General features: G+C 65.8%; 16 protein-coding genes. 11 read left to right on the forward strand and 5 right to left on the reverse strand.

Features of this window, described 5'->3' with window-relative positions:
• Positions 1–41 precede the first annotated feature (41 nt).
• Together GUV69_RS16500 and GUV69_RS16505 are read right to left on the reverse strand one after the other, a co-directional pair.
• The gene (locus GUV69_RS16500) at positions 42–1,001 is read right to left on the reverse strand and encodes an AraC-like ligand-binding domain-containing protein (protein WP_164204375.1); all 960 of its coding nucleotides are present in this window, start codon (positions 999–1,001) and stop codon (positions 42–44) included.
• Positions 1,002–1,143: 142 nt separating this feature from the next.
• A complete protein-coding gene (locus tag GUV69_RS16505) occupies positions 1,144–1,734 on the reverse strand; it encodes a TetR/AcrR family transcriptional regulator (protein WP_164204377.1) in 591 nt (196 codons plus the stop codon).
• A gap of 122 nt (positions 1,735–1,856) precedes the next feature.
• Between GUV69_RS16505 and GUV69_RS16510 the strand changes: the two genes are divergently transcribed.
• From GUV69_RS16510 to GUV69_RS16550, 9 genes are all read left to right on the forward strand, one after another.
• Entirely contained in the window at positions 1,857–3,818 is a 1,962-nt protein-coding gene (locus tag GUV69_RS16510) for a primary-amine oxidase (protein ID WP_164204379.1), read from the forward strand.
• A gap of 7 nt (positions 3,819–3,825) precedes the next feature.
• Entirely contained in the window at positions 3,826–4,281 is a 456-nt protein-coding gene (locus GUV69_RS16515) for a hypothetical protein (protein WP_164204381.1), read from the forward strand.
• A 125-nt stretch (positions 4,282–4,406) separates the two neighbouring features.
• Positions 4,407–5,744 carry an NADP-specific glutamate dehydrogenase gene (gene gdhA, locus GUV69_RS16520; protein ID WP_164204384.1) on the forward strand — a complete coding sequence of 446 codons (1,338 nt, stop codon included), beginning with the start codon at positions 4,407–4,409 and terminating at the stop codon, positions 5,742–5,744.
• A 171-nt stretch (positions 5,745–5,915) separates the two neighbouring features.
• Positions 5,916–7,370, forward strand: a complete 1,455-nt coding sequence (gene glnT, locus GUV69_RS16525) for a type III glutamate--ammonia ligase (RefSeq protein WP_244292753.1) — start codon at positions 5,916–5,918, stop codon at positions 7,368–7,370.
• 42 nt (positions 7,371–7,412) lie between these two features.
• Positions 7,413–8,321, forward strand: a complete 909-nt coding sequence (locus tag GUV69_RS16530; RefSeq protein WP_164204386.1) for a class II glutamine amidotransferase domain-containing protein — start codon at positions 7,413–7,415, stop codon at positions 8,319–8,321.
• Positions 8,309–9,037: a GltB/FmdC/FwdC-like GXGXG domain-containing protein gene (locus GUV69_RS16535; RefSeq protein ID WP_164204388.1), complete on the forward strand. Its 729-nt coding sequence runs from the start codon at positions 8,309–8,311 to the stop codon at positions 9,035–9,037. Before GUV69_RS16530 ends, GUV69_RS16535 begins: the two co-directional genes overlap by 13 nt.
• 9 nt (positions 9,038–9,046) lie before the next feature.
• Positions 9,047–10,414 (forward strand): FMN-binding glutamate synthase family protein, encoded by a 1,368-nt coding sequence (locus GUV69_RS16540; protein WP_208786661.1) that lies wholly within the window; start codon positions 9,047–9,049, stop codon positions 10,412–10,414.
• Positions 10,415–10,496: 82 nt separating this feature from the next.
• A complete protein-coding gene (locus GUV69_RS16545) occupies positions 10,497–11,129 on the forward strand; it encodes a helix-turn-helix domain-containing protein (RefSeq protein ID WP_244292754.1) in 633 nt (210 codons plus the stop codon).
• A gap of 204 nt (positions 11,130–11,333) precedes the next feature.
• Positions 11,334–12,623 (forward strand): ammonium transporter, encoded by a 1,290-nt coding sequence (locus GUV69_RS16550; protein ID WP_164204390.1) that lies wholly within the window; start codon positions 11,334–11,336, stop codon positions 12,621–12,623.
• Positions 12,624–12,792: 169 nt separating this feature from the next.
• On the opposite strand, the gene GUV69_RS16555 is transcribed toward GUV69_RS16550, so the two are convergent.
• The gene (locus GUV69_RS16555; RefSeq protein WP_164204392.1) at positions 12,793–14,613 is read right to left on the reverse strand and encodes an HNH endonuclease signature motif containing protein; all 1,821 of its coding nucleotides are present in this window, start codon (positions 14,611–14,613) and stop codon (positions 12,793–12,795) included.
• A gap of 326 nt (positions 14,614–14,939) precedes the next feature.
• Between GUV69_RS16555 and GUV69_RS16560 the strand changes: the two genes are divergently transcribed.
• The gene (locus tag GUV69_RS16560) at positions 14,940–15,683 is read left to right on the forward strand and encodes an HNH endonuclease family protein (protein ID WP_167525098.1); all 744 of its coding nucleotides are present in this window, start codon (positions 14,940–14,942) and stop codon (positions 15,681–15,683) included.
• A gap of 12 nt (positions 15,684–15,695) precedes the next feature.
• Here GUV69_RS16560 and GUV69_RS16565 read toward each other — a convergent pair whose 3' ends face one another.
• Complete coding sequence (locus tag GUV69_RS16565; protein WP_164206671.1) at positions 15,696–19,154, reverse strand: DEAD/DEAH box helicase; 3,459 nt, start codon at positions 19,152–19,154, stop codon at positions 15,696–15,698.
• Between the two features lie 192 nt (positions 19,155–19,346).
• Here GUV69_RS16565 and GUV69_RS16570 point away from each other — a divergent pair, with 192 nt between their 5' ends.
• Complete coding sequence (locus GUV69_RS16570; protein ID WP_164204394.1) at positions 19,347–20,198, forward strand: DMP19 family protein; 852 nt, start codon at positions 19,347–19,349, stop codon at positions 20,196–20,198.
• 87 nt (positions 20,199–20,285) lie between these two features.
• On the opposite strand, the gene GUV69_RS16575 is transcribed toward GUV69_RS16570, so the two are convergent.
• Positions 20,286–20,879, reverse strand: a complete 594-nt coding sequence (locus GUV69_RS16575; protein ID WP_164204396.1) for a DUF5655 domain-containing protein — start codon at positions 20,877–20,879, stop codon at positions 20,286–20,288.
• Positions 20,880–21,017: the final 138 nt, after the last annotated feature.

A 21,017-nucleotide genomic window follows, 5' to 3' on the forward strand; every position in this document is an offset into this window, starting at 1 on the left:
ACGGAATTCCGTGCCGGGCCTCAGCTGTGAACCTGGGGGCTTTAGCCGTTGCGTCGCCATTCACTCGGCGAAACGCCGAACGCGTCGCGGAATGTACGGCTGAAGTGCGCGGCATCCAGGAATCCCCACTGGGCGGCCACGGCGCCCACGGACTTTCCTGCGTGCAGTGGATCCTGGAGGTCGCACCGCGCACCCTCCAGCCGTTGGCTCCGGATGAAGCCGGCCACGGTGGTCCCTGACTCATGGAAGACGTTGTGCAGGTGCCGGGTGGAGATGAAGTGCGCCGCGGCGATGCTGGCCGGCGACAGCTGCGGGTCCGACAAGTTGGCTTCGATGTATTCGCGCACTGACACGGCAAGCATCGCCTGCGGCTTCATCCTGTCCGGGGCGATGTCCATTTCGGCATGCAGCATGGTGGACACCAGGTCCAGGGCGTTCGTGGCGAGCCTGGATCCGCTTGGTCCGCTGAGCACATCCAGGTTTTCGGACAATTGCCGGATGAACTGCCCCACGATTCCACTGAGGCCGGTGCTCCCGGCCATCCGCACGGCCGCCAGTTGGCCAACATAGTCGGTGGGCAGCGAAAGTGCGTCACACGGGAACATCACCACCATCATCCGGGCCTGTTCCTCGAAGGCGAGGGTGTAGGGCCGGTTGGTGTCATAAATCGCCAGGTCGCCGGGCAGGAGGAGGGCTTCGCGGTTGTCCTGGATCAGGAGCCCGGTGCCTTCAAGCTGGAGGTTGAGCTTGAAATAGCGCTCGCCGGCCCGGGCGATCAGGGCGGGGGTGCGGTGGACTTCGTGCGGCGCTGCGCTGACTTCGACGACGGACATCCTGTCCAGCACCCTCGACCTCAAGAGACCGCGGAATCCGTCCACGTCCGATGTCTGCGCAGCGAGCGGCACGAAGGACTCGGCCACGAGGTGTCTCCAGTGGTCGAACGAGCGGGCAACGCTGGACGTGACGTTTTGGCTGACGGGCCGGGCTGTAGCTGCTGGCATGAATTGTTCCTGACGACGGATGGCCATCTGACCTTGATTCCCCCGATGTGTGTCCTGCGACACAGTCCTCACAGGTTAACGCCGGGCGGCATCTTTTTTCAACGCTTGGCGAAAAAAGACCGGGTCATTGCGGATGCCCCGTCTACCGCGACAGCAGGGTAAAGAATCCCTCGAGCTGTTCCTCCAGCCCGGGGCCAGAGTGGCCCGCAGGGGCCAGGGCGGCGACAATCTGGGCTCCCAGCAGCATGTTGAGCAGCTGGCCGGCCAGCGCGGCGTCGTCGACGGCGGCGCTGACGTCTCCGTTGTCCCGCGCCTCTGCCAGGTAGCGCTTGATCGTGGCCAGCCACTCGTCCATGGACTGCTGGTGGAGTGCCGCCTTCCGGGCGTCGTTGACGGCCTTTTGCCAGAAGGGGATCACGATCCGCGCTTCGTTGATGCGTTCTTCGTCGAGCGGGAGGACCTCCACGCTGAAGGCGCGAAGCGCCGGTAGTCCTGTTTTGCCTTCCGTGACCCTGGCGATTCGCTGGTTGGTCCGGTTGAAGACGTGGCCGAAGGCGAACTCCAGCAGGGTGTCCTTGGTGGGGAAGTAGGGCTTGAGTGCCCCGTTGGCGAAGCCTGCCTCCAGTGCGATCTCGCGCATCGTGGCGCCCTCGAGGCCGTTGCGGGCGATGATCCGCCAGGTGGCATCCACCAGCTCCAGGCGGCGCTCGTCATGGTCAACTATCTTTGGCACCGCGGCCACTCCCCGGAAATATTTTTGCTCAAGCCCTTGTGAGCCATCTTACGGACGCTTATTCTCTACAACTATAGAAAATAAAAAACCCGACCCGCAAGGGTCCCGGACAAAGGTCATCCATGACGCTTGCATCAGTTGACACCGCAGCCCCGTACCGCCTGGCAACAGGCGAGGAAATTTCCCAGGTCCAGGCCATCCTCGGCGCCGCCGGTCTGCTGGGTCCGCAGAAGCGCATCGCGTACCTCGGCCTATTGGATCCCGCCCGGGGGAGTGCCGGTGAGGACCGGCGCTTCCGCATCTTCATCCATGACGTCACCGGCGCTGCGCCCACCGACGTGGTGGTCTCGGTAACCCGCCAGCACGTGGTGTCAGCCGTCGAACTGGATAGCGCGGTGACCGGCGAGCTTCCCGTCCTGGAGGAAGAATTTGAGGTGGTCGAATCGCTGCTGGCTACTGACGGACGCTGGCTCAAGGCGCTGGCTGAGCGCGGCCTTGATGTCGCCAAAGTCCGCGTTGCGCCTCTTTCCGCCGGCGTTTTCGAATACCCGGAGGAAAAGGGCCGCCGCATCCTGCGCGGTCTGGCGTTCGTCCAGGATTTCCCGGCGGACAGCGCCTGGGCGCACCCGGTGGACGGACTGGTGGCCTACGTGGACGTGGTCAGCAGGGAGGTCACCCAAGTCCTGGACCTCGGCGCCATGCCTGTCCCGGCCGAGCACGGAAACTACACGGACCCCGAGCTGACCGGTCCGCTCCGCACCACCCAGAAGCCCATCAGTATCACCCAGCCGGAAGGTCCCAGTTTTACTGTCTCCGGCGGCAACCACGTGGAGTGGGAGAAGTGGAGCGTGGACGTGGGCTTCGATGTCCGTGAGGGCGTTGTCCTCCACAACCTCGCCTTCCAGGACGGTGACCGCAAACGCCCCATCATCAACCGGGCCTCGATCGCCGAAATGGTGGTGCCCTACGGTGACCCCTCGCCCGTCCGGTCCTGGCAGAACTACTTCGACACCGGTGAATACCTGGTGGGCCAGTACGCCAACTCCCTGGAGCTCGGGTGCGATTGCCTTGGCGAGATCACCTACCTGAGCCCGGTCATCAGCGACGCCTTCGGCAACCCCCGCGAGATCCGCAACGGCATTTGCATGCACGAGGAGGACTGGGGCATCCTGTCCAAGCACAGCGACCTCTGGACCGGCATCAACTACACGCGCCGCAACCGCCGGCTGGTGATTTCGTTCTTCACCACCATCGGCAACTACGACTACGGCTTCTACTGGTACCTCTACCTGGACGGCACCATCGAATTCGAAGCCAAGGCCACCGGCGTCGTCTTCACCAGCGCGTTCCCCGAGGGCGGTTCGGACAACATCTCCCAGCTCGCGCCGGGACTTGGCGCACCGTTCCACCAGCACCTCTTCAGCGCCCGCCTGGACATGGCCATCGACGGCTTCACTAACCGTGTCGAGGAAGAAGACGTGGTCCGGCAAGCCATGGGTGACGGCAACGAGCGCGGCAATGCGTTCTCCCGCAAGCGCACGGTGCTGGCCCGCGAGTCCGAGGCCGTCCGCGAGGCCGATGCACGGAGCGGCCGGACATGGATCATCTCCAACCCTTCGTCGCGCAATCGTCTGGGCGAACCTGTGGGCTACAAGCTGCACTCAGAGAACCAGCCCACGCTGCTGGCGGATCCGGAGTCATCCATCGCCCGGCGTGCCGCTTTTGCCACCAAGGACCTGTGGGTTACCCGCTACGCCGACGGTGAGCAGTACCCCACCGGTGACTTCGTGAACCAGCACTCCGGCGGAGCGGGCCTCCCGGCCTATGTTGCCCAGGACCGGGATATCGACGGGCAGGACATCGTGGTGTGGCACACCTTCGGCCTGACGCACTTCCCGCGCGTTGAGGACTGGCCCATCATGCCTGTGGATACGGTCGGCTTCAAGCTCCGCCCGGAGGGATTCTTCGACCGCAGTCCCGTTTTGGACGTGCCGGCCAGTTCGTCCGGTGCGGCAGCGTGCCATAGTGCCGCCGGCGGTGCGGCCGGCCACAACGATCCTGCCGCCAGCCACTGCCACGGCTAGGAGTGCCGTGACTTTGGCAGCGGGACGGGCCCGGAATGCCGGGCCCGTCCTGCACTCCCGGCTGTGCGCCATCATCACGGCCGCATCATGCATCGCCCACCTGGCGCTCGCCGTCGAAAATCACCACGGTGCCTGGCTGAATGTCCTGATGCTGGCGCTGGCTGCCGTCTGCGTTCCCTGCGTCGTGCACATCTGGCGGCACTGCAGGGTCACCGCGCTCCGGCGGGTCATGGCGTCGGCGTTGCTGATGGTGGTGGTTCATGGCGTCCTGTTGCTGGCAAGCGGAGCGTCGGGCCACGGCCATTCCACCGGCATGTCGAGCGTCTTACCTACGTCCGGGGCGGCAGCCTCAGGCGCGGCCGGGGCGGCCGGGCTGCTGGCCGTCATCGGCATGGAAATCACGACGGCGTTGCTCGCGGCAACGCTCGTCGCCCGGCTCCGGAGCTCCCCGCCTTCGCTATAGGCCCCAGCGCGCAGCCCGCTGCGGCGTCAAATGGAGAATCTTAGGACCAGCGACACAAAAAGTTCAGCAGGAACAAACGTTGTTATCATTTCATGTTGAACATTTAACAAATTTGAGGAGACGGTGTGGACGCGCGGCTTGAAGCTATCCGGAATACGGTCCTGGCGCGAAACCCCGGCGAGGCTGAATTCCACCAGGCCGTGACCGAGGTTTTCGAGAGTCTGGGCCCCGTCCACGACAGGCACCCTGAGCTGATCGAAGCTGCCATCCTTGAGCGCCTGTGCGAGCCTGAGCGCCAGATCATCTTCCGGGTGCCGTGGACCGATGACTCCGGACGCGTGCAGATCAACAGGGGCTTCCGGGTGGAATTCAACTCCGCCCTCGGCCCCTACAAAGGCGGCCTGCGCTTCCACCCGTCGGTCTACCTCGGCATCGTGAAGTTCCTCGGTTTTGAGCAGATCTTCAAGAATGCCCTCACCGGCATGCCCATCGGTGGCGGCAAAGGCGGCTCCGATTTCGATCCCCGCGGCCGCAGCAACGCCGAAATTATGCGGTTCTGCCAGTCCTTCATGACTGAGCTGTACCGCCACATCGGCGAGTACACGGACGTGCCGGCCGGCGATATCGGCGTGGGCGGCCGCGAGATCGGCTACCTTTTCGGCCAGTACAAGCGCATTACCAACCGCTACGAATCCGGCGTCCTGACGGGCAAGGGAATCTCCTGGGGCGGCTCCCTGGTGCGTCCGGAAGCCACGGGCTACGGAACCGTCATCTTCACGCAGGAGATGCTGAAAACCCGCGGCATGTCCTTCGACGGCCAGCGCGTTGTGGTGTCCGGCTCCGGCAACGTGGCAATCAACGCCATCGCCAAGGCGCAGACCCTCGGCGCCAGTGTGGTGGCCTGCTCGGACTCCTCCGGCTACATCGTGGATGAGGCCGGCATCGACGTCGCGCTTTTGCGTGAGATCAAGGAAGTGGAGCGCGGACGCCTCAAGGATTACGCCCTCCGCCGTCCCGGCGTTTCCTACGTGGAAGCCGGGTCCGTGTGGGATGTCGACGCCAGCGTGGCGCTGCCCTGCGCCACGCAGAACGAGCTCGACGGCGATGCCGCCGCCCGCCTGGTCCGCAACGGCCTGGTGGCGGTCGGCGAGGGCGCGAACATGCCCTCCACCCGTGACGCCGTGTCCGTCTTCCAGGAGGCCGGGGTGCTCTTCGGCCCGGGCAAGGCAGCCAATGCCGGCGGCGTCGCCACGTCGGCGCTGGAAATGCAGCAGAACGCCAGCCGCGACTCGTGGACCTTTGAGCACACTGAGCAGCGCCTGACAGAAATCATGGTGGGCATCCACGACCGCTGCGCGTCCACCGCCGACGAATACGGCGAGCCCGGCAACTACGTGCTGGGCGCCAACATCGGCGGCTTCGTCAAGGTAGCTGACGCCATGCTTGCGCAGGGACTTATCTAGCAATACCGCTTCAGAGCGGCCACCGACCCCGGCAGGGGGGTCGGTGGCCGCTGGCGTTTAAGCGGGAAACAAACACTTAACATTCCTGTCCGATGCCCGTAACGGCCTATGGATACTGTGGTGCAACAAGATTTACTAATAGCTAACACCAAGCAGAACAGGAATGTTTCGATGACAAGTGTCGCAACCCCTGCTGTATCCCGATCGCCGTTACCGCCGGCTCGCGGACCCGAGGGCCTGCCGACGCCGGTCCCGCTGCCCGTGAACGGAAGGATTTCCCTCTCAGACATTGCCCGCGCCCACGATGTCCGCTTCCTGCTGGCCACCTTTGTGGACATGACAGGCAAGCCCTGCGCCAAGCTCGTCCCGGTGGAAGCCGCCGATCAGCTGGAGTCCGGTGCCCTGGGCTTCGCCGGGTATGCGGCGGGGCTGATCGGGCAGAAGCCGCAGGACGCGGACCTGATCGCCGTCCCGGACGTCGCCTCCTTCACTCCGGCGCCCTTTATCAGGGAGGGCCTGGCCATCGTTCACTGCGACCCGCACGTCAACGGCAAGCCCTGGCCCTACGCGCCGCGGGTGATCCTGAAGAACACCCTGGCCCGGCTGGCCGCAGAGGGCATGCAGGCGAAGATCGGCGCCGAGGTGGAATACTTCCTGGTCAACAAGAACGACGACGGGACCCTACGTACCGCGGATGCGCGCGACGATTCGCCCCGCCCCTGCTACGACGCCCGCGGCGTCACACGCATGTATGACCACCTCACCTCCATCTCCGAGGCGATGAATTCCCTCGGCTGGGGAAATTACGCCAACGACCACGAGGACGCCGCCGGCCAGTTCGAACAGAATTTCAACTACGCCGACGCACTGACCACGGCGGACCGGGTTGTCAGCCTTCGCTACATCCTCAACATCCTGGCAGAGCAGCGCGGCATGACCGCCACGTTTATGCCGAAGCCGTTCACGGACCGGACCGGCACCGGCCTGCACTTCCACCTGTCGCTGTGGTCAGGCGCCGAGGCGCTGTTCCCGGGTGATGACGGAACAGTGAACCCGGAAGGAGCGGTGAACCCGGATGAAGCAGGCGGCCGCGGCCTTGGGCTGTCCGGGCTCGCCTATTCGTTTATCGGCGGCATCCTGGAACATGCGCCCGCGCTGCAGGCCTTCCTGGCGCCGACCGTGAATTCCTACAAGCGCTCGGGGGCAACCACCAGTTCCTCCGGCGCCACCTGGTCGCCGCGGAAGGCGTCCTTCGGCGGAAACGACCGTACACACATGATCCGCGTCCCGGACAACAAGCGGATCGAACTCCGCTCGGGTGACGGCTCGGCCAACCCCTACCTCGCCATTGCCACCGCCATTGCGGCGGGCCTGGACGGTGTGCAGCGGGGTGTGGATCCGGGGCCGCCTTCCGGCCCGGGGGAGTCCAGGCCCGATGCCCACCTGCTGCCGGCCACCCTGCTCCACGCCGTCGAAGCGCTCCGCCGGGACCCGGTGATCCTGGCCAGCCTCAGCGGGGACCCGGAGATCGGCGGGTACTACGCGGACGCCAAGGAAGAAGAATTCCTGAGCTGGCACAACGAGGTCAGCGACTGGGAAATCCGGACGTACCTGACCTCGATCTGACCACCAAGGCTCTTTAGAACCGCCACAAGTAAAGGACACACCATGTGTGGAATTGCCGCGCTGCAGCTGCGCAACCCCCTGCTGTACCCCCGGATGGGCAGCCTGCTGTCCTCAATGCTCTGCCAGATTGTGGACCGCGGACCGGACTCGGCCGGCCTGGCCGTCTACAACACCCCGGGCCTCGTCTCGCCGGGGATCTCCACCCTCAGCCTCCTTGGCAGGGACCAGGGAATACCGCTCGACGCCATCACCCGTGAACTGGAGAAGCTGCTGCCGGCCTCCGCCGCCGCTGCCGTGCAGGTGGTGGGCGACACCACTCTGGTGAGCGCCGCCGTCGGGACTGATCTCCTGGTGAAAGCGGTCAGCGAGACCCTTCCCGGCTCCACTATCATCGGCCGCGGCGAGCATGTTGCGGTGATGAAGAGCGTGGGCCACCCGATGGAAATTGCGGCCGAGCACGGGCTCGAAGCGATGGCCGGAAGCCAGGGCCTGTCCCACACGCGGATGGCCACCGAGTCCGCTGTGACAGCCGGCGGCTCCCACCCCTTCTCCGTGGCGGACGATCTCTGCCTGGTGCACAACGGCTCCTTCTCCAACCACGCCACGGTGCGGCGGGACCTCAAGCGCGAAGGCGTGGTGTTCGATTCGGAGAACGACACCGAGGTGGGCGCCCGCTACGTGGCCTCCCGGCTGCAGCAGGGCGACACGCTCGAGGAAGCCCTGGTGAACCTGGGCAAGGTCCTCGACGGTTTCTACACCCTGGTGGTGACCACCGCGGACAGCATGGCAGTGGTCCGCGACCCCATCGCCTGCAAGCCCGCCATCATCGCCGAAACGGACGATTACGTGGCCATGGCCTCCGAATACCGTGCCCTGGCAGCCCTGCCGGGCATCGAAAACGCCCGCATCTTTGAACCGGAACCCGGAAAGGTCTACACATGGTCACTCTGACAGCCCCTGAAGCCCCCACACTGGGAGCCCTGGCGGAAACCGCCATGGCGGTTGACCTTGCCGGGAGCCCGGTCCGCGAACTCAACCAGGCCCTCCATGACGCCGTTGACGGACAGTCGTGGACGGTCACCAGCCCCGGTGGGAAACACAGCCTCGCCGTCGGCATCAACGCGGACATCCAGGTGACCATCGAAGGCCACGCCGGATATTACGCCGCCGGGATGCACCAAAAGGGCGACGTGACCATCAACGGCAATGCCGGCGTCGGCCTCGCCGAAAACATCATGTCCGGCCGGGTCCACGTAACGGGTGATGCGTCCCAGTCCGCAGCGGCTACAGGCCACGGCGGCCTGGTGGTCATCGACGGCAATGCCAGCGCCCGCTGCGGCATCTCGATGAAGGGCGTGGACATTGTGGTGGGCGGAAACATCGGCCACATGTCCGCGTTTATGGCACAGGCCGGACGCCTGGTGGTCTGCGGCGACGCCGGCGAAGCCCTGGGCGACTCCATCTACGAGGCGCGCATCTACGTGAAGGGCACGGTGGCCTCGCTCGGCGCGGACTGCGTCGAAAAGCCGCTCCGGGACGAGCACCTGGCCGAACTCGGCGAACTGCTCGCCGCCGCCGGCCGCACGGACAACCCGGCCGACTTCAAGCGTTATGGCTCAGCCCGGAACCTCTACCACTTCAACGTCGACAATTCGACTGCCTACTAGGAGGCCACCATGACCATTACCTCCATCCCTGCCCCCGCCTCTGCGCCGGACGTCAGCGCGTCCGACATCGCTGCACTCGGCCTCCGCGAGTCCGCCACATTCGACCGCGCCACCATCGCGGACATCCAGCGCGCCGCCGCCACGGGCGTGTACGACATCCGCGGGTGGGGCGCCAAGCGCAAGGTCCCGCACTTTGATGACCTGCTTTTCCTCGGCGCCTCCATGTCCCGCTACCCGCTGGAGGGCTACCGCGAAAAGTGCGATACCGACGTCGTCCTCGGCGACCGGCACGCCACCCGGCCGCTGCACCTGCAGACTCCGGTGACCATCGCGGGAATGAGCTTCGGGGCGTTGTCCGCCAACGCGAAGGAGGCGCTGGGACGCGGCGCATCGGAGGTGGGGACCTCCACCACAACGGGCGACGGCGGCATGACACCTGAGGAGCGCGGCCAGTCCAAGCACCTTGTGTACCAGTACCTCCCGTCCCGCTACGGCATGAACCCGGACGACCTCCGCAAAGCGGACGCCATTGAGATCGTGCTGGGCCAGGGCGCCAAGCCCGGCGGCGGCGGCATGCTCCTGGGGCAGAAGATCACCGAACGCGTCGCCGGAATGCGCACCCTGCCCGTGGGCATCGACCAGCGCTCCGCCAGCCGTCACCCGGACTGGACCGGCCCGGACGACCTCGAAATCAAGATCGGCGAACTCCGCGAGATCACTGACTGGAAGACGCCTATCTACGTCAAGATCGGCGCTTCCCGGCCGTACTACGACACTGCGCTGGCCGTGAAGTCCGGGGCTGACGTTGTGGTGGTGGACGGCATGCAGGGCGGGACCGCCGCGACGCAGCAGGTGTTCATCGAGAACGTCGGCATCCCCACGCTCGCCGCCATCCCGCAGGCCGTCCAGGCGCTGCAGGAACTCGGCGTGCACAGGAAAGTCCAGCTGATCGTTTCCGGCGGCATTCGCACCGGGGCCGACGTGGCCAAGGCCATGGCACTGGGTGCGGACGCCGTCGCCATCGGCACCGCGGCGCTGATCGCACTCGGCGACAACGACCCCCGCTACGCCGCCGAATACTCGGCGCTGGGCTCCGCCGCCGGTTTCTACGACGACTTCCAGGACGGCCGCGACCCTGCCGGGATCACCACCCAGGACCCGGAACTGTCCTCGCGACTGGATCCGGTGGCCGCCGGCCGCCGCCTGGCCAACTACCTGCGCGTGCTCACCATGGAAGCCCAGACCATCGCCCGGGCCTGCGGCAAATCGCACCTGCACAACCTGGAACCGGAGGACCTGGTGGCCCTGACCATCGAAGCATCGGCCCTGGCCCGCGTGCCGCTGGCCGGCACCAGCTGGATTCCCGGAGCCCCGTAACCCTGGAAATGGTGGCTCTTCTGCCTGGAGGGTGTGGCGGCGCCGGCTTGGCCGGCGCCGGCACAGCCCTATGATGGCTCCTATGACCAAACACGCCCGGGATGACGCCGACGCCGCGACCGGCGAGGGCGAAACTGCCGACGCTGCTTCCCTCCCCGGGAAACTGGAACAGGTCATCGCCACGCAGGTCCGGCGTTACCGCACGTCCCATGGTCTCTCCTCCGCTGAGCTTGCTGCCCGCACGGGTCTGTCGAAGGCCATGATCTCCCGGATCGAAACGGCAACCACGTCGTGCTCGCTGACCACGCTGCAAAGGCTGGCCGACGGCCTCAATATTCCGGTCACCGCACTCTTCCGCGGAGCCGATACAGACCGGGACGCAACGTTCACCAAGAGCGGCGAGGGCAGCCTCACCGTCCGCAGCGGAACGCAGCACGGCCACGAGTACCGGGTTCTGGGCACGCTCAAGGGCAGGACTGACGCGCTCGAACCCACGCTCGTTACCCTGACCAATGCCTCCGACGTTTTTCCGCTTTTCCAGCACCCGGGCACGGAGTTCATTTACATGCTGGCCGGGAAAATGGTCTACGGACACGGGTCCTACGAGTACGCCATGGAGGCGGGGGACTCCCTGCTCCTGGACGGCGAAGGCCCGCACGGCCCGCTTGAGCTTCTGGACCTGCCCATCCGGTTCCTGGCGATCTCTGCCAAGTAGGTTTCGGAACCCGAAACACATCCGCCCGGTGACTGCAACGTTGATTTAACCAGCCGGAAACCCACCGCGGAACTGCCGCCCTACAGTGGAAACAGACGGCAATAGCTGCCCTCCGACGAACGTGGCTCTGACTCCGCGTCCCTCCTCCGGAGTGGTCTTGACGGGCAATTCCGTTCTCTCTTCGCATCACGAAAGGGGTTTCCCATGGATTCGGGAAATGTCGCTTGGATTCTTGCCAGCTCTGCGCTGGTTTGTATGATGATCCCCGCCCTCGCCCTGTTTTACGGGGGCATGGTGGGGTCTCGTCGCATTCTCAACATGATGATGATGTGCTTCGGCGGCGCCAGCCTGGTGGCGGTGCTCTGGGCGCTCTTCGGTTACTCCATGGCTTTCGGAAATTCAGTGGGTGGCCTGGGGTTGATCGGTGACATCACGGAATTCCCGGGGATGGGCCAGCTGCTCGCCGCTGATGAGGCGGCCTCGATCCCGGTGGCACTGTTCGCCGCGTTCCAGCTGTTCTTCGCCTGTGTGACCACGGCCCTGGTGGCGGGAGCGGCAGCTGGCCGGATGAAGTTTGGCGCGTGGATGCTGTTTGCCGGAATCTGGGCAACCGTCGTCTATTTCCCCATCGCACACTGGGTGTTCGCGTTCTCTTCGGCCGACGGCAGCGTCACCGGCGGCTGGATCGCCAGCGGCATCAAGGCCGTCGACTTCGCCGGTGGAACTGCCGTGCACATGAACGCCGGCGCCGCAGCCCTTGCCCTGGCTCTGGTCCTGGGTAAGAGCTCCGGCTGGCCCAAGATGGAACACACCAAGCCGCACAGCCGGCCGCTTGTGCTTATCGGGGCCGGGCTGCTCTGGGTTGGCTGGTTCGGCTTTAACGCCGGTTCCGCACTCTCGGCAGGCCAGTCTGCTTCAGTTGTCTTCCTTAACACTGCCGTTGCTGCTGCCGCCGGCCTGCTTGCCTGGGCACTGGTTGAGCGTCTCCGCCGCGGTGCGGCCACCAGCATGGGCGCAGCGTCCGGCCTGATCTCGGCCCTCGTAGCCATCACTCCGGCCTGTGGCGCTGTGAGCCCGCTGGGCGCACTGGCCATCGGTGCCATCGCAGGCGCCGTCTGCTCCCTGGCCATTGAGTTGAAGTTCCGCCTCGGTTACGACGATTCCCTCGATGTTGTCGGTGTCCACCTCGTGGGCGGCATTCTGGGAACCCTGCTGATCGGCCTGTTCGCGACGGACGCAGCACCCAACGCAGTCAACGGCCTGTTCTACGGTGGCGGTGTTGAGTTGCTGGGTGTCCAGTCGCTGGCAACCGTGACGGTCCTTGCCTACTCGTTCGGAATCACGTGGATCCTGGCGAAGATCCTGGACAAGACGATTGGCCTGCGCATCAAGCCCGAGGACGAAATGCGGGGCATCGACCTCGCAGCCCACTCGGAACTGGCGTACCTGACGGACGAAGATCCCGTGGAGCTCGGGTCACCGCAAAGGAGCTGATGCCGTCGCGCCGACAAAGGCGCGTTGGATCGCACGACTGACAAATCAATAACCACGAGTCCGGCCTAGGGCCGAACTGCGGACCGGTGCCGGTGCTGGCTGGCTTATAGTTCCGCGGTTCGGCCCACGGTCGTGGGTGCTGCCGGGTCAGGCCAGTGATCGTGCCCGGTCAGGCTAGAGATCGCGCCCAGTCAGGCCAAGGGTCCTGGGGGAGGGGCCGTCCCGGCAATGCGTCGTCCGGGTACAGCACATAGTCCGGAAGATCGACGTCGGGCAGCGGAACGCGGGCCGGGTTAGGCTCCGGGAAGGGATCTCCCGGAAACGGGTCCTCTGGCAGTGAACTTTCTTCGATGACGTAGCCATCTAAACGATCGGCAGCCAGGTTGTAGTCACCCCATAGGTCGTCCGAGGGCACAGCGTTGCCCGGAGGTGGACCGGGTAGGCCGGGATCTGCCTGTAGTTGGCTTTGAGGCAGTGAGGAGCCAAGCTCCCCGTTGTGGAGTCCGTCCGCCATTTGGCCCGGCCAGTGTGGTGGTTCCGGGTCGGGTTGTTCGCTGTGGTAGTGCCGGCCGGTGGGTGAGATCCAGCCGGGCGGCTCGTCCGTGGTGGCTTCGGTGGGTTGCCAGGGTGTGCTGTGTTTGAGCCGGTGGTGTTTCGGGCAGAGCTGGGCCAGGTTTGAGATCCCGGTGGTCCCGCCGTGGGCCCAGGCCTTCAGGTGGTCTGCTTCGTTGTCCAGGGATGGGTTGGTGCAGCCGGGGAACTGGCATTTTCCGTCCCTGAGGCGGAGCCATTGACGCAGTGCTTTGGGGATCCGGTAGCTTTCCCGGCCGATCTCCAACGGTGCCCCGTCGCGGGGATCGGTCAGGACCCGGCGGAACGACTCGGCACCATTGGCGACGAGGGCGCGGGCCATGGACGGCGGGATGGGTCCGTATCCGTCGAGGACGGCGGGTTCATCGGTCAGACCCATCAGCGCGAACACCGGAACCGTCACCAGAACCTGGGCTGTCGGCGACGGGATCATCCCGGAAGCACCATTCAGAGTGCCGTCCCGAGTGCTGTTCAGGCCGCTTGCCCCACCGGTGGTCCCGTCCGTGTGATGGTCCGCGCCGAGGAGTAAGCCGGCGAGGATGTCCGTGCGTAGCTGGGTGAGGGTCCGGCCTTCGGTAGGGCACTGGAGGGCGCGGGCGTCTGCGGTGGTCCGTGCCCAGATCCCGGAAGCCTGATCGGCGGGCAGGTAAGCCGAGAGCCAGGCCATCCCGTCCCGGTCCGGACAGAATTCGACCCGACGGTCCGCGGCAGACCGGGTGTGGCGTGTTTCGATGCTGTCCGGGTGATGCCGCTCCCGCCAGGTCCGGGCTTTCGCCCGGAACCGGCCCGGGACCATCCCGCCGGCCGCGCCGCGGGCCGGGTTCGGCGCCTCGGGGTCCAGGAAATGGGCCTCCAACGCCGCTGCCCCGTCCCGGTCGAAATTGGTGGTTTCGTCGACCATGATCCGGGCGTGCTGCCACGAAATCGACCCTGTCTCCAGAGCAGCCAGCGTGAGCGGCAGGGCACTACGTAAGCGCTGGGCCTCGCCCAGCAGCCCGCCGGCCGTACGTTCGCTGACGGTCATAGCGCACGCAACCTCGGCCACGATACTCATGTCCTGGGCGGTGTGCTCCTGCGGGGACATGATGGGCCCCGCGATCACTTGGGCGGCCTCGTCATACCCGCCGGCCGCATGGACCTTCACAGCGGCGACCATCGCCGCCAACCCCGCCGCGCCGGACAACACCGTCAGACACGCCTCAGCCTGCCAACGCACCGGGTCCGAGTCAGCCGCAGAAGGGCCGGTTGCGAAAGCGCCAGGCACCGGGCCTTCCGCGGGGCAGTCCGCCGGCGCGCCTGCCGGGATGTCGGCCGGATCCGTCCCCCGGAGCACACAGTCCAGCTGCAAAGCAGAAGCCGCGATGGCCTCCAACACCTCTGCACCTGCCCTGTTATCCATACCTCCAGCATGACAAGGGGGTACGACATTCAAGGGCCCGCGAAGACCTTCCCCGGAAAGTTTCCGGAAAAGTTTTTGGAGGCGGCGGACGCCGCGTACCTTTGGGTCTGCCGCAGTGTTGGGCCCCGCCGCGTACCTTTGGGTCTGCCGCGCAATGCCGGGCCCCCGCCGCGTACCTTTGGGTCTGCCGCGCAGTGCCGGACCTGCCCCGCAGTGCCGAGCCATGTCGCCGCGTCCCGTAGAGTGACCGACTCCACACGCAGCCCGGAACGGTTAAAGGAGCATGCCCTAGTAGCCTGTTCACCTCCGCCGCACTCCTGAAGGACATGACGATCAACCGTTCCGCCGCCGCCAAGGCACTCACCCTGTTCACCGGCCTGCTTCTCGCAGGGGCCCTCGCCGGCTGTGACGCCGCCGCGCAGGCGGCAACCCAGGCGGCCAGCGGGATAGCCGAGGCAGTCAGGGAAGCGCCGTCGTCGGGAAGCCCGGCCGAACCGCTAAGCCCGGAGGAAATTGCTACGGCCCAGACCCAGCTGGAATCCATCCCGGTCAAGGGACGCGCCCCAAAGACCGGCTACGCCCGTGAGGAATTTGGCCCCGCCTGGGCCGACGTCGACCGGAACGGCTGCGACACCCGCAACGATATCCTCGCCAGGGATCTCGACGGTGAGACGTTCAAGCCCGGCACACAGAACTGCGTTGTCACCACCGGCATTCTGGCTGACAAGTACACAGGCGCAACCATCAACTTTATCCGCGGCAACACCACCAGCTCGGCCGTCCAGATCGATCATCTCGTGGCCCTCAGCGATGCCTGGCAGAAAGGCGCGCAGCAGCTCAGCGCCGAACAGCGCCGGCAGCTGGCGAACGATCCCCTCAACCTGATGGCCGCCGATGGCCCCACGAACGGTGCCAAGGGCGACAAGGATGCCGCCACCTGGCTGCCTCCGAACAAGGGCTTCCGGTGCGAATACGTCGTCCGCCAGACCGCCGTCAAAGCCAAGTACCAGCTGTGGGCCACCCAGGCAGAGCACGATGCGATCGCGGGGATCCTGGCTAACTGCAGCTAGCCGAGACTGACCTCAGTCCTTGAACAACCCCGCCAGGTCCTCGGCCGTGATGGAGCCGCCGGAAAGGGCGTCGCCCTCCATGACGTCCGCAAACAGCTGCGACTTCCGCGCCTTCAGGGCCATCACCTTCTCCTCGATGGTGTCCTTGGCGACCAGCCTGTAGACCATAACGTTCCGCGCCTGGCCGATCCGGTGTGTCCGGTCCACGGCCTGCGCCTCTGATGCCGGGTTCCACCAGGGGTCCAGCAGGAAAACGTAGTCGGCCTCGGTCAGGTTCAGGCCGAACCCGCCGGCCTTCAGCGAAATCAGGAACACCGGGGCGCTGCCGTTCTTGAATTCATTGACGACGTCGGTGCGGTTCCGGGTGCCCCCGTCCAGATAGCAGTACTCGATTTTCTCCTCGTCGAGGCGGTCGCGGACCTTGCCCAGGAAACCGGTGAACTGGCTGAAGATCAGCGCGCGGTGACCTTCGGCCACCAGGTCCTCCAACTGCTCGAACAGTACGTCCAGCTTTGATGACCGGACGCCGGACAGTGATGGATCCACCAGCGACGCGTCCAAACTCAGCTGCCGCAACAGCGTCAGCGACTGGAAGATCGTGAACCGGTTCTTGTTCACGTCCTCGATCAGGCCCAGGATCTTCTGCCGTTCACGCTGCAGGTGCGTCTGATAGACCTTTTGGTGCCGCGGGTTCAGCACCACCTCAAGGATCTGCTCCTGCTTGGGCGGCAGGTCCTTGATGACCTGGTCCTTGGTGCGGCGCATCATCAGCGGACGGACCCGACGCCGGAGCTTCTCCAGCTGCCCCTTGTCGCCGTTCTTCTCCACTGGCTTCTGGTAGTACTCCGCGAAGCGTTTGGGGCTGGAAAACAAGCCCGGCGCCACGATGGACGTCAGAGCCCAGAACTCCATCAGGTTGTTCTCCAACGGCGTGCCGGTGATGGCCAGTTTGAAGGCCGCGGGCAGCTTCCGGGCGCACTGGTACGCCTTGGACTGGTGGTTCTTCACAAACTGGGCTTCATCCAGCACCAGCCCTGCCCAGGTCTTGGAGGCGTAGGACTCGTAGTCGATCCGGAAGAGGGCGTAGGAGGTGATGACGATGTCCGCGCCGCCCAGTTCAACCGCCGCGTCCTGGCCGTTTTTCGCGAACGTTTCACTCACGGTGCGGACTGTCAGGCCGGGGGCGAAGCGCGCGGCTTCCGCGGCCCAGTTGCCCACGACGCTGGTGGGGGCGACCACCAAAAAGGGTGTGCCGCCGTCGGGCAGTGTTACTTCAGCAATGTCAGAAACAGCGGCTGACTGCTCCTTGGCGGCGCACATCAGCGCGAGGGCCTGCACGGTCTTGCCGAGGCCCATGTCGTCAGCGAGGACCCCGCCCAGGCTGTGCTTGTAAAGGAAGCTGAGCCAGTTGAAACCCTCAAGCTGGTAGGACCGGAGTTCGGCGTTCAGCGAAGCAGGCAGCGGCAGCCCCTCGATCCCGCCCTCCAGAAGGCCCCCAACGGCCGACCGCCACGCGGCGGCCTGCTCGTCCACGATGCCCAGCTGGGCAAGCTCGTCCCAGAGCCCTGCCTGGAAGCGGCTGATCTGCAGCGGCGCGTCCTTGTTGTCCTGCAGCGAGCGGGCTTCCTCGATCAGGGCCCGCAGCTGGTGCAGTTCGGGCAGGTCCAGGGAGAAGTAGGCGCCGCTGGGGAGGAGCATCTTGGTCTGGCCGGCGGCAAGGGCGGAAAACACGGCCGCGAAGGAGACCGGCTGGCCTTCCAGAGTGATCTGGATGCCGAGGTCAAACCAGTCGCGCTGTTCGGTGGCCTTGGTGGAGATGGAGACCACGGGCGCTTCCTCGGCCTCGCGGTAGTCGGCGATGTCCCCGGCGGTGTCCACAGAAACGTCCGGTGCCTGGCGGAGCATGGGCAGGACGTCCTCGGTGAAGGCCAGCGTGTCCAGGCCGCTCAGTTCAACGGACGCAGCCAGGCGCGGCGTTCCCCAGCCGCCGGTGGCGGATTCGCCCAGCGTGGGGACGACGTTCCACGGCTGGCCGATGCCCTCCAGGATGCGGGCCTCAGCGGTGTCGTCGCGGTAGCCGTGGTCGCCGGGGTGCCGCCAGAGCGGCTGGGCGGTGACCATGGTCCCGGACTTGTAGTGCCATTCCCAGTGCAGCCGCACGCGGTGGTCAGCGCCGTAGTTGGCCAGCAGCGACAGGGTGGGCACGGCGAGGGCGGGCAGTGCCACCGACTCGTCCTTCGCGGTGACCCGGGCGGCCTGCTTGAGCTTGGGGTAGAACCCGGTGAGGAAGCGCGTTTCGTCCTTCGCCGGAATGTGCAGGGTGCTGCCGGCGGTGACGAAGGTCAGCAGTTCCTCGCTCAATCCGCTTTCCAAGGGGGCCAGCGTGATCACGTTGTCGGCCGCGACGCCCGGCAGCGCCTCGCCGCCGGTGGTCAGGAAGATGCCGTGGGCGGGGCGGCCGATGGTCCCCACGGTCGCCGGATCAACCTCTTCACCCTCCACGGTGATGGTGGGTGCGAGCTCCAGCCCGCCGTCGTCGGCCGTTCCTGCGGCACCTCCGGCAGCGGCACCCCCGGCAGCAGCGTTACTGGGGACCGCAGTGCCGTAACGGCTCAAATTAAGCCCGACGGCGGCTGGAGACTCCGCGAGCCGCACCGGTTCGGTGCCGCGGCTGTGGACGAGCGCGAGGCCGATCTTCCTGGCATCGGCGAGCAGGCTCCACATGTTCTTCCCGGCGAAGGTGTTCAGGCCCAGCCAGAGCGCGGAAGAGTTGTGGACCCGGTTGGCGGCGGCGGTGTGCGCGGCGAGGAAGGTCTGCATCCACTCGATGTGCGCCTCGTTGCATTCGCGGCGGAAGTTCAGGTAGCTCAGGGTGTTCCAGGAGACGTCGCCGCGGATCCACTTGCCCTTGGCGCCCATCACCACGGGCCGGGCCTTGAGCTGGCGCACGCTGCGGAGCGGGTCGCGGCGGCCTGTGTAGGAGAAGTGCGGCGCCGGCTCTTCGATCTCGAACTGGAGGGCCAGCGGGATGCCGTTGCTGGACTGGGTAATGCCGGGCTGGGAGATGAGCGGGCTGAGGGCCTGCTCCCAGTCGGCCAGGTCAAGGCTGGCGGGCTGGCGGGACAGCCGGGAGACCTCGGCCGGGGCCAGGAGCTGGACGCGGATGGCGGGGTTGTCTTCGGCGGCGAAAAGCAGGGCGGCAACGTGCTTGCAGTCTTTGCGGACAGGGCAGCTGCAGACGCCCACGGTGCAGCTCCAGCCGCCCGATTTGCGGACCAGCTTGGCCGTGGTGGAGTAGGGCACGTCCGCGCCTCCGCGGACCTTGCCCAGCATGAGCCCGGTGGCGGCGTCGAACGACATTCCGGAAACCCGGCTGCCCATGGCATACGCCAGCCCGGCCGCCAGGGAACGGTCGTTGATGGCGGGAGTCTGTATTGCCAGTGCCGCACTCTCGTCCGGATGGGATGGCATGGTGCGCGCTACTTTCAGTGGCCACGGCGCGGCCGTGTCCGATTCGGTGGTTATCTGATTCATCTTAGTTCGCCCGGCGGGGGCCTGAAACTTCGCCTGACGTTCACTTCCGCCTCAGCCAACCGCCGTCCCGGCCCACGTAGCGTGAAAGTGTCCTGAGCATCACCGAAGCCAACAGCCGTAAGGAATTCCATGACCACGAGCCAGAACCCTGTCGTCCTGACCAAGGCCAGTATCGAAGCTGGCAGCGAGGACGTTGTCGACGCCAACGTCCACGTAGTGAATGCCATGTACAGCAGCCTGCTGGACTCCCGCGAAATCGCCCCGGTGGCACTCCGCAGCTACTACGTGGACTTCTACGTCACGCAGTCCCTGGAGGGCGGCTTCGCCCAGTACGTGTTCACGGCCGACCGTGACGAAGTGGATCCGCTGATCCGCGAAGGCCTCGAGAGCATGGGCGCAACGGCGCACCTGGAGCTCTTCAACCGGACCGTGGAAGTCTTTGATGCCCTGTCCGAGGAGGACGAGGAACGCTACCTCGACGGCGACCTGGACGCCGAGGAAGAGTCCAACGACGCCGTCCGCACCATGGAGGAGCTCGACGGCGAGTTCGAGGAACTGTTCGAGACCGAGAACATCACCGCCCTGAATGCCAGCTGGCTCCTGGGCCAGGAAGGCCTTCTGGTCCTGGATGACGAGGAGCTCAGCGCCTACATCGAACGCCAGGTTGCGCTGCTGCCCGACCTTGAAGAGCGCCAGGCCCGCGCCGATGAGGAAGCGCTGGACAACGCCCCGGACTTCGAAATCATCATCCGCGAACTGTGCGATGTTGCCGGTTACGAGCTCGAGAAAATCTCCATGGGTGACCCCAACTACGTGCACAACGGCGAGAAGACGCTGGCCTGGCACTTCAGCACGGACCACGGCGACTTCCTGATGGTCGAGGAAGAGGACGAAGCCTTCATGATCAACCCGGAGACCCAGGAGATCGTGGCCGCTGTTGAGTTCGAGGAAGCGGACGACGACGAGATGGCAGACGCGTAGCGCGCCGCGCCTTTAGGCCTCAGCCACAAGCACGGGCCGGGTTCGTCGGAAGGTTCCGGCGGACCCGGCCCGCCGTCGTTCCAGTTCTTAGGTGTTCTGGTCCAGTGCCCGGGCCAGGATGTCCAGCAGTTCCCCGTCCACCTGGTCCACGGACGTGAGGCGGACCCGCCGGCCAAAGGGGTCGTCCGCGCGGGTCTTCAGCGCTTCCACGCGGCCTCCGGCAGGGGCATCGAGGCGCAGCGCCACGTCCACGGCGGAGTTGGTTGTCCTGGTGAGCTGGGCGAACTTCCGGCGCGGACTGTGCAGCGAGACATACCCCTTCCGCATTTGGATCTCCACACCCTCAGTGGCCGACGCCCACGCAAGAAGGGCGTCCGCGATGGGCCGCAGCTCCGGGTGGTTGGCGTACTGCCCGTCGATGAGTTCGTCGGCGTCCCGCAGCATAAAGTCCGGATAGCCGAACAGCTCCCAGGACACCGCGTATTGTGCGTACCCCGTGACTCCGTGCTCGTCGCGCATCCAGGCGCGGAGCCCGGCGTCGTTCTTAATGCCCGCGCTGCGTGCGCGGTCAGCCCAGAACGCCACGTCCTGGCCGGTTTTCCGCAGCAGCAGCGCCTGGTTGCTGTCCACCATGGTCTGCCACGTCCTGGCGGTTTTTTGCGGTTCTGAGGTGTTGGGCATGCCTCGATGGTAATGCGGCCGGCCGTCATGGCGTCTCGAGGCTCGGAGGGCGGACGGGGCGGGCCTGGGAAAAGAATTTTCAGGAGGGCCGTAACTTTCCCGGTCCGGCCAGCGATGTAGGGAGTGATGGGTTCCTCG

Source organism: [Micrococcus luteus] ATCC 49442 (assembly GCF_010367585.1).
In the GTDB taxonomy this organism is placed as follows: Bacteria; Actinomycetota; Actinomycetes; order Actinomycetales; family Micrococcaceae; genus Arthrobacter; species Arthrobacter luteus_A.

Excerpts from the sequence above, each read along its gene's own strand:
- GUV69_RS16560 (WP_167525098.1), top strand. The coding sequence starts at position 14,940 with ATGACGATCAACCGTTCCGCCGCCGCCAAGGCACTCACCCTGTTCACC.
- glnT (WP_244292753.1), top strand. The coding sequence starts at position 5,916 with ATGACAAGTGTCGCAACCCCTGCTGTATCCCGATCGCCGTTACCGCCG.
- GUV69_RS16500 (WP_164204375.1), bottom strand. The coding sequence starts at position 1,001 with ATGCCAGCAGCTACAGCCCGGCCCGTCAGCCAAAACGTCACGTCCAGC.
- GUV69_RS16540 (WP_208786661.1), top strand. The coding sequence starts at position 9,047 with ATGACCATTACCTCCATCCCTGCCCCCGCCTCTGCGCCGGACGTCAGC.
- GUV69_RS16550 (WP_164204390.1), top strand. The coding sequence starts at position 11,334 with ATGGATTCGGGAAATGTCGCTTGGATTCTTGCCAGCTCTGCGCTGGTT.
- GUV69_RS16565 (WP_164206671.1), bottom strand. The coding sequence starts at position 19,154 with ATGCCATCCCATCCGGACGAGAGTGCGGCACTGGCAATACAGACTCCC.
- GUV69_RS16575 (WP_164204396.1), bottom strand. The coding sequence starts at position 20,879 with ATGCCCAACACCTCAGAACCGCAAAAAACCGCCAGGACGTGGCAGACC.
- GUV69_RS16535 (WP_164204388.1), top strand. The coding sequence starts at position 8,309 with ATGGTCACTCTGACAGCCCCTGAAGCCCCCACACTGGGAGCCCTGGCG.
- GUV69_RS16530 (WP_164204386.1), top strand. The coding sequence starts at position 7,413 with ATGTGTGGAATTGCCGCGCTGCAGCTGCGCAACCCCCTGCTGTACCCC.
- GUV69_RS16570 (WP_164204394.1), top strand. The coding sequence starts at position 19,347 with ATGACCACGAGCCAGAACCCTGTCGTCCTGACCAAGGCCAGTATCGAA.
- GUV69_RS16545 (WP_244292754.1), top strand. The coding sequence starts at position 10,497 with ATGACCAAACACGCCCGGGATGACGCCGACGCCGCGACCGGCGAGGGC.
- GUV69_RS16510 (WP_164204379.1), top strand. The coding sequence starts at position 1,857 with ATGACGCTTGCATCAGTTGACACCGCAGCCCCGTACCGCCTGGCAACA.
- GUV69_RS16555 (WP_164204392.1), bottom strand. The coding sequence starts at position 14,613 with ATGGATAACAGGGCAGGTGCAGAGGTGTTGGAGGCCATCGCGGCTTCT.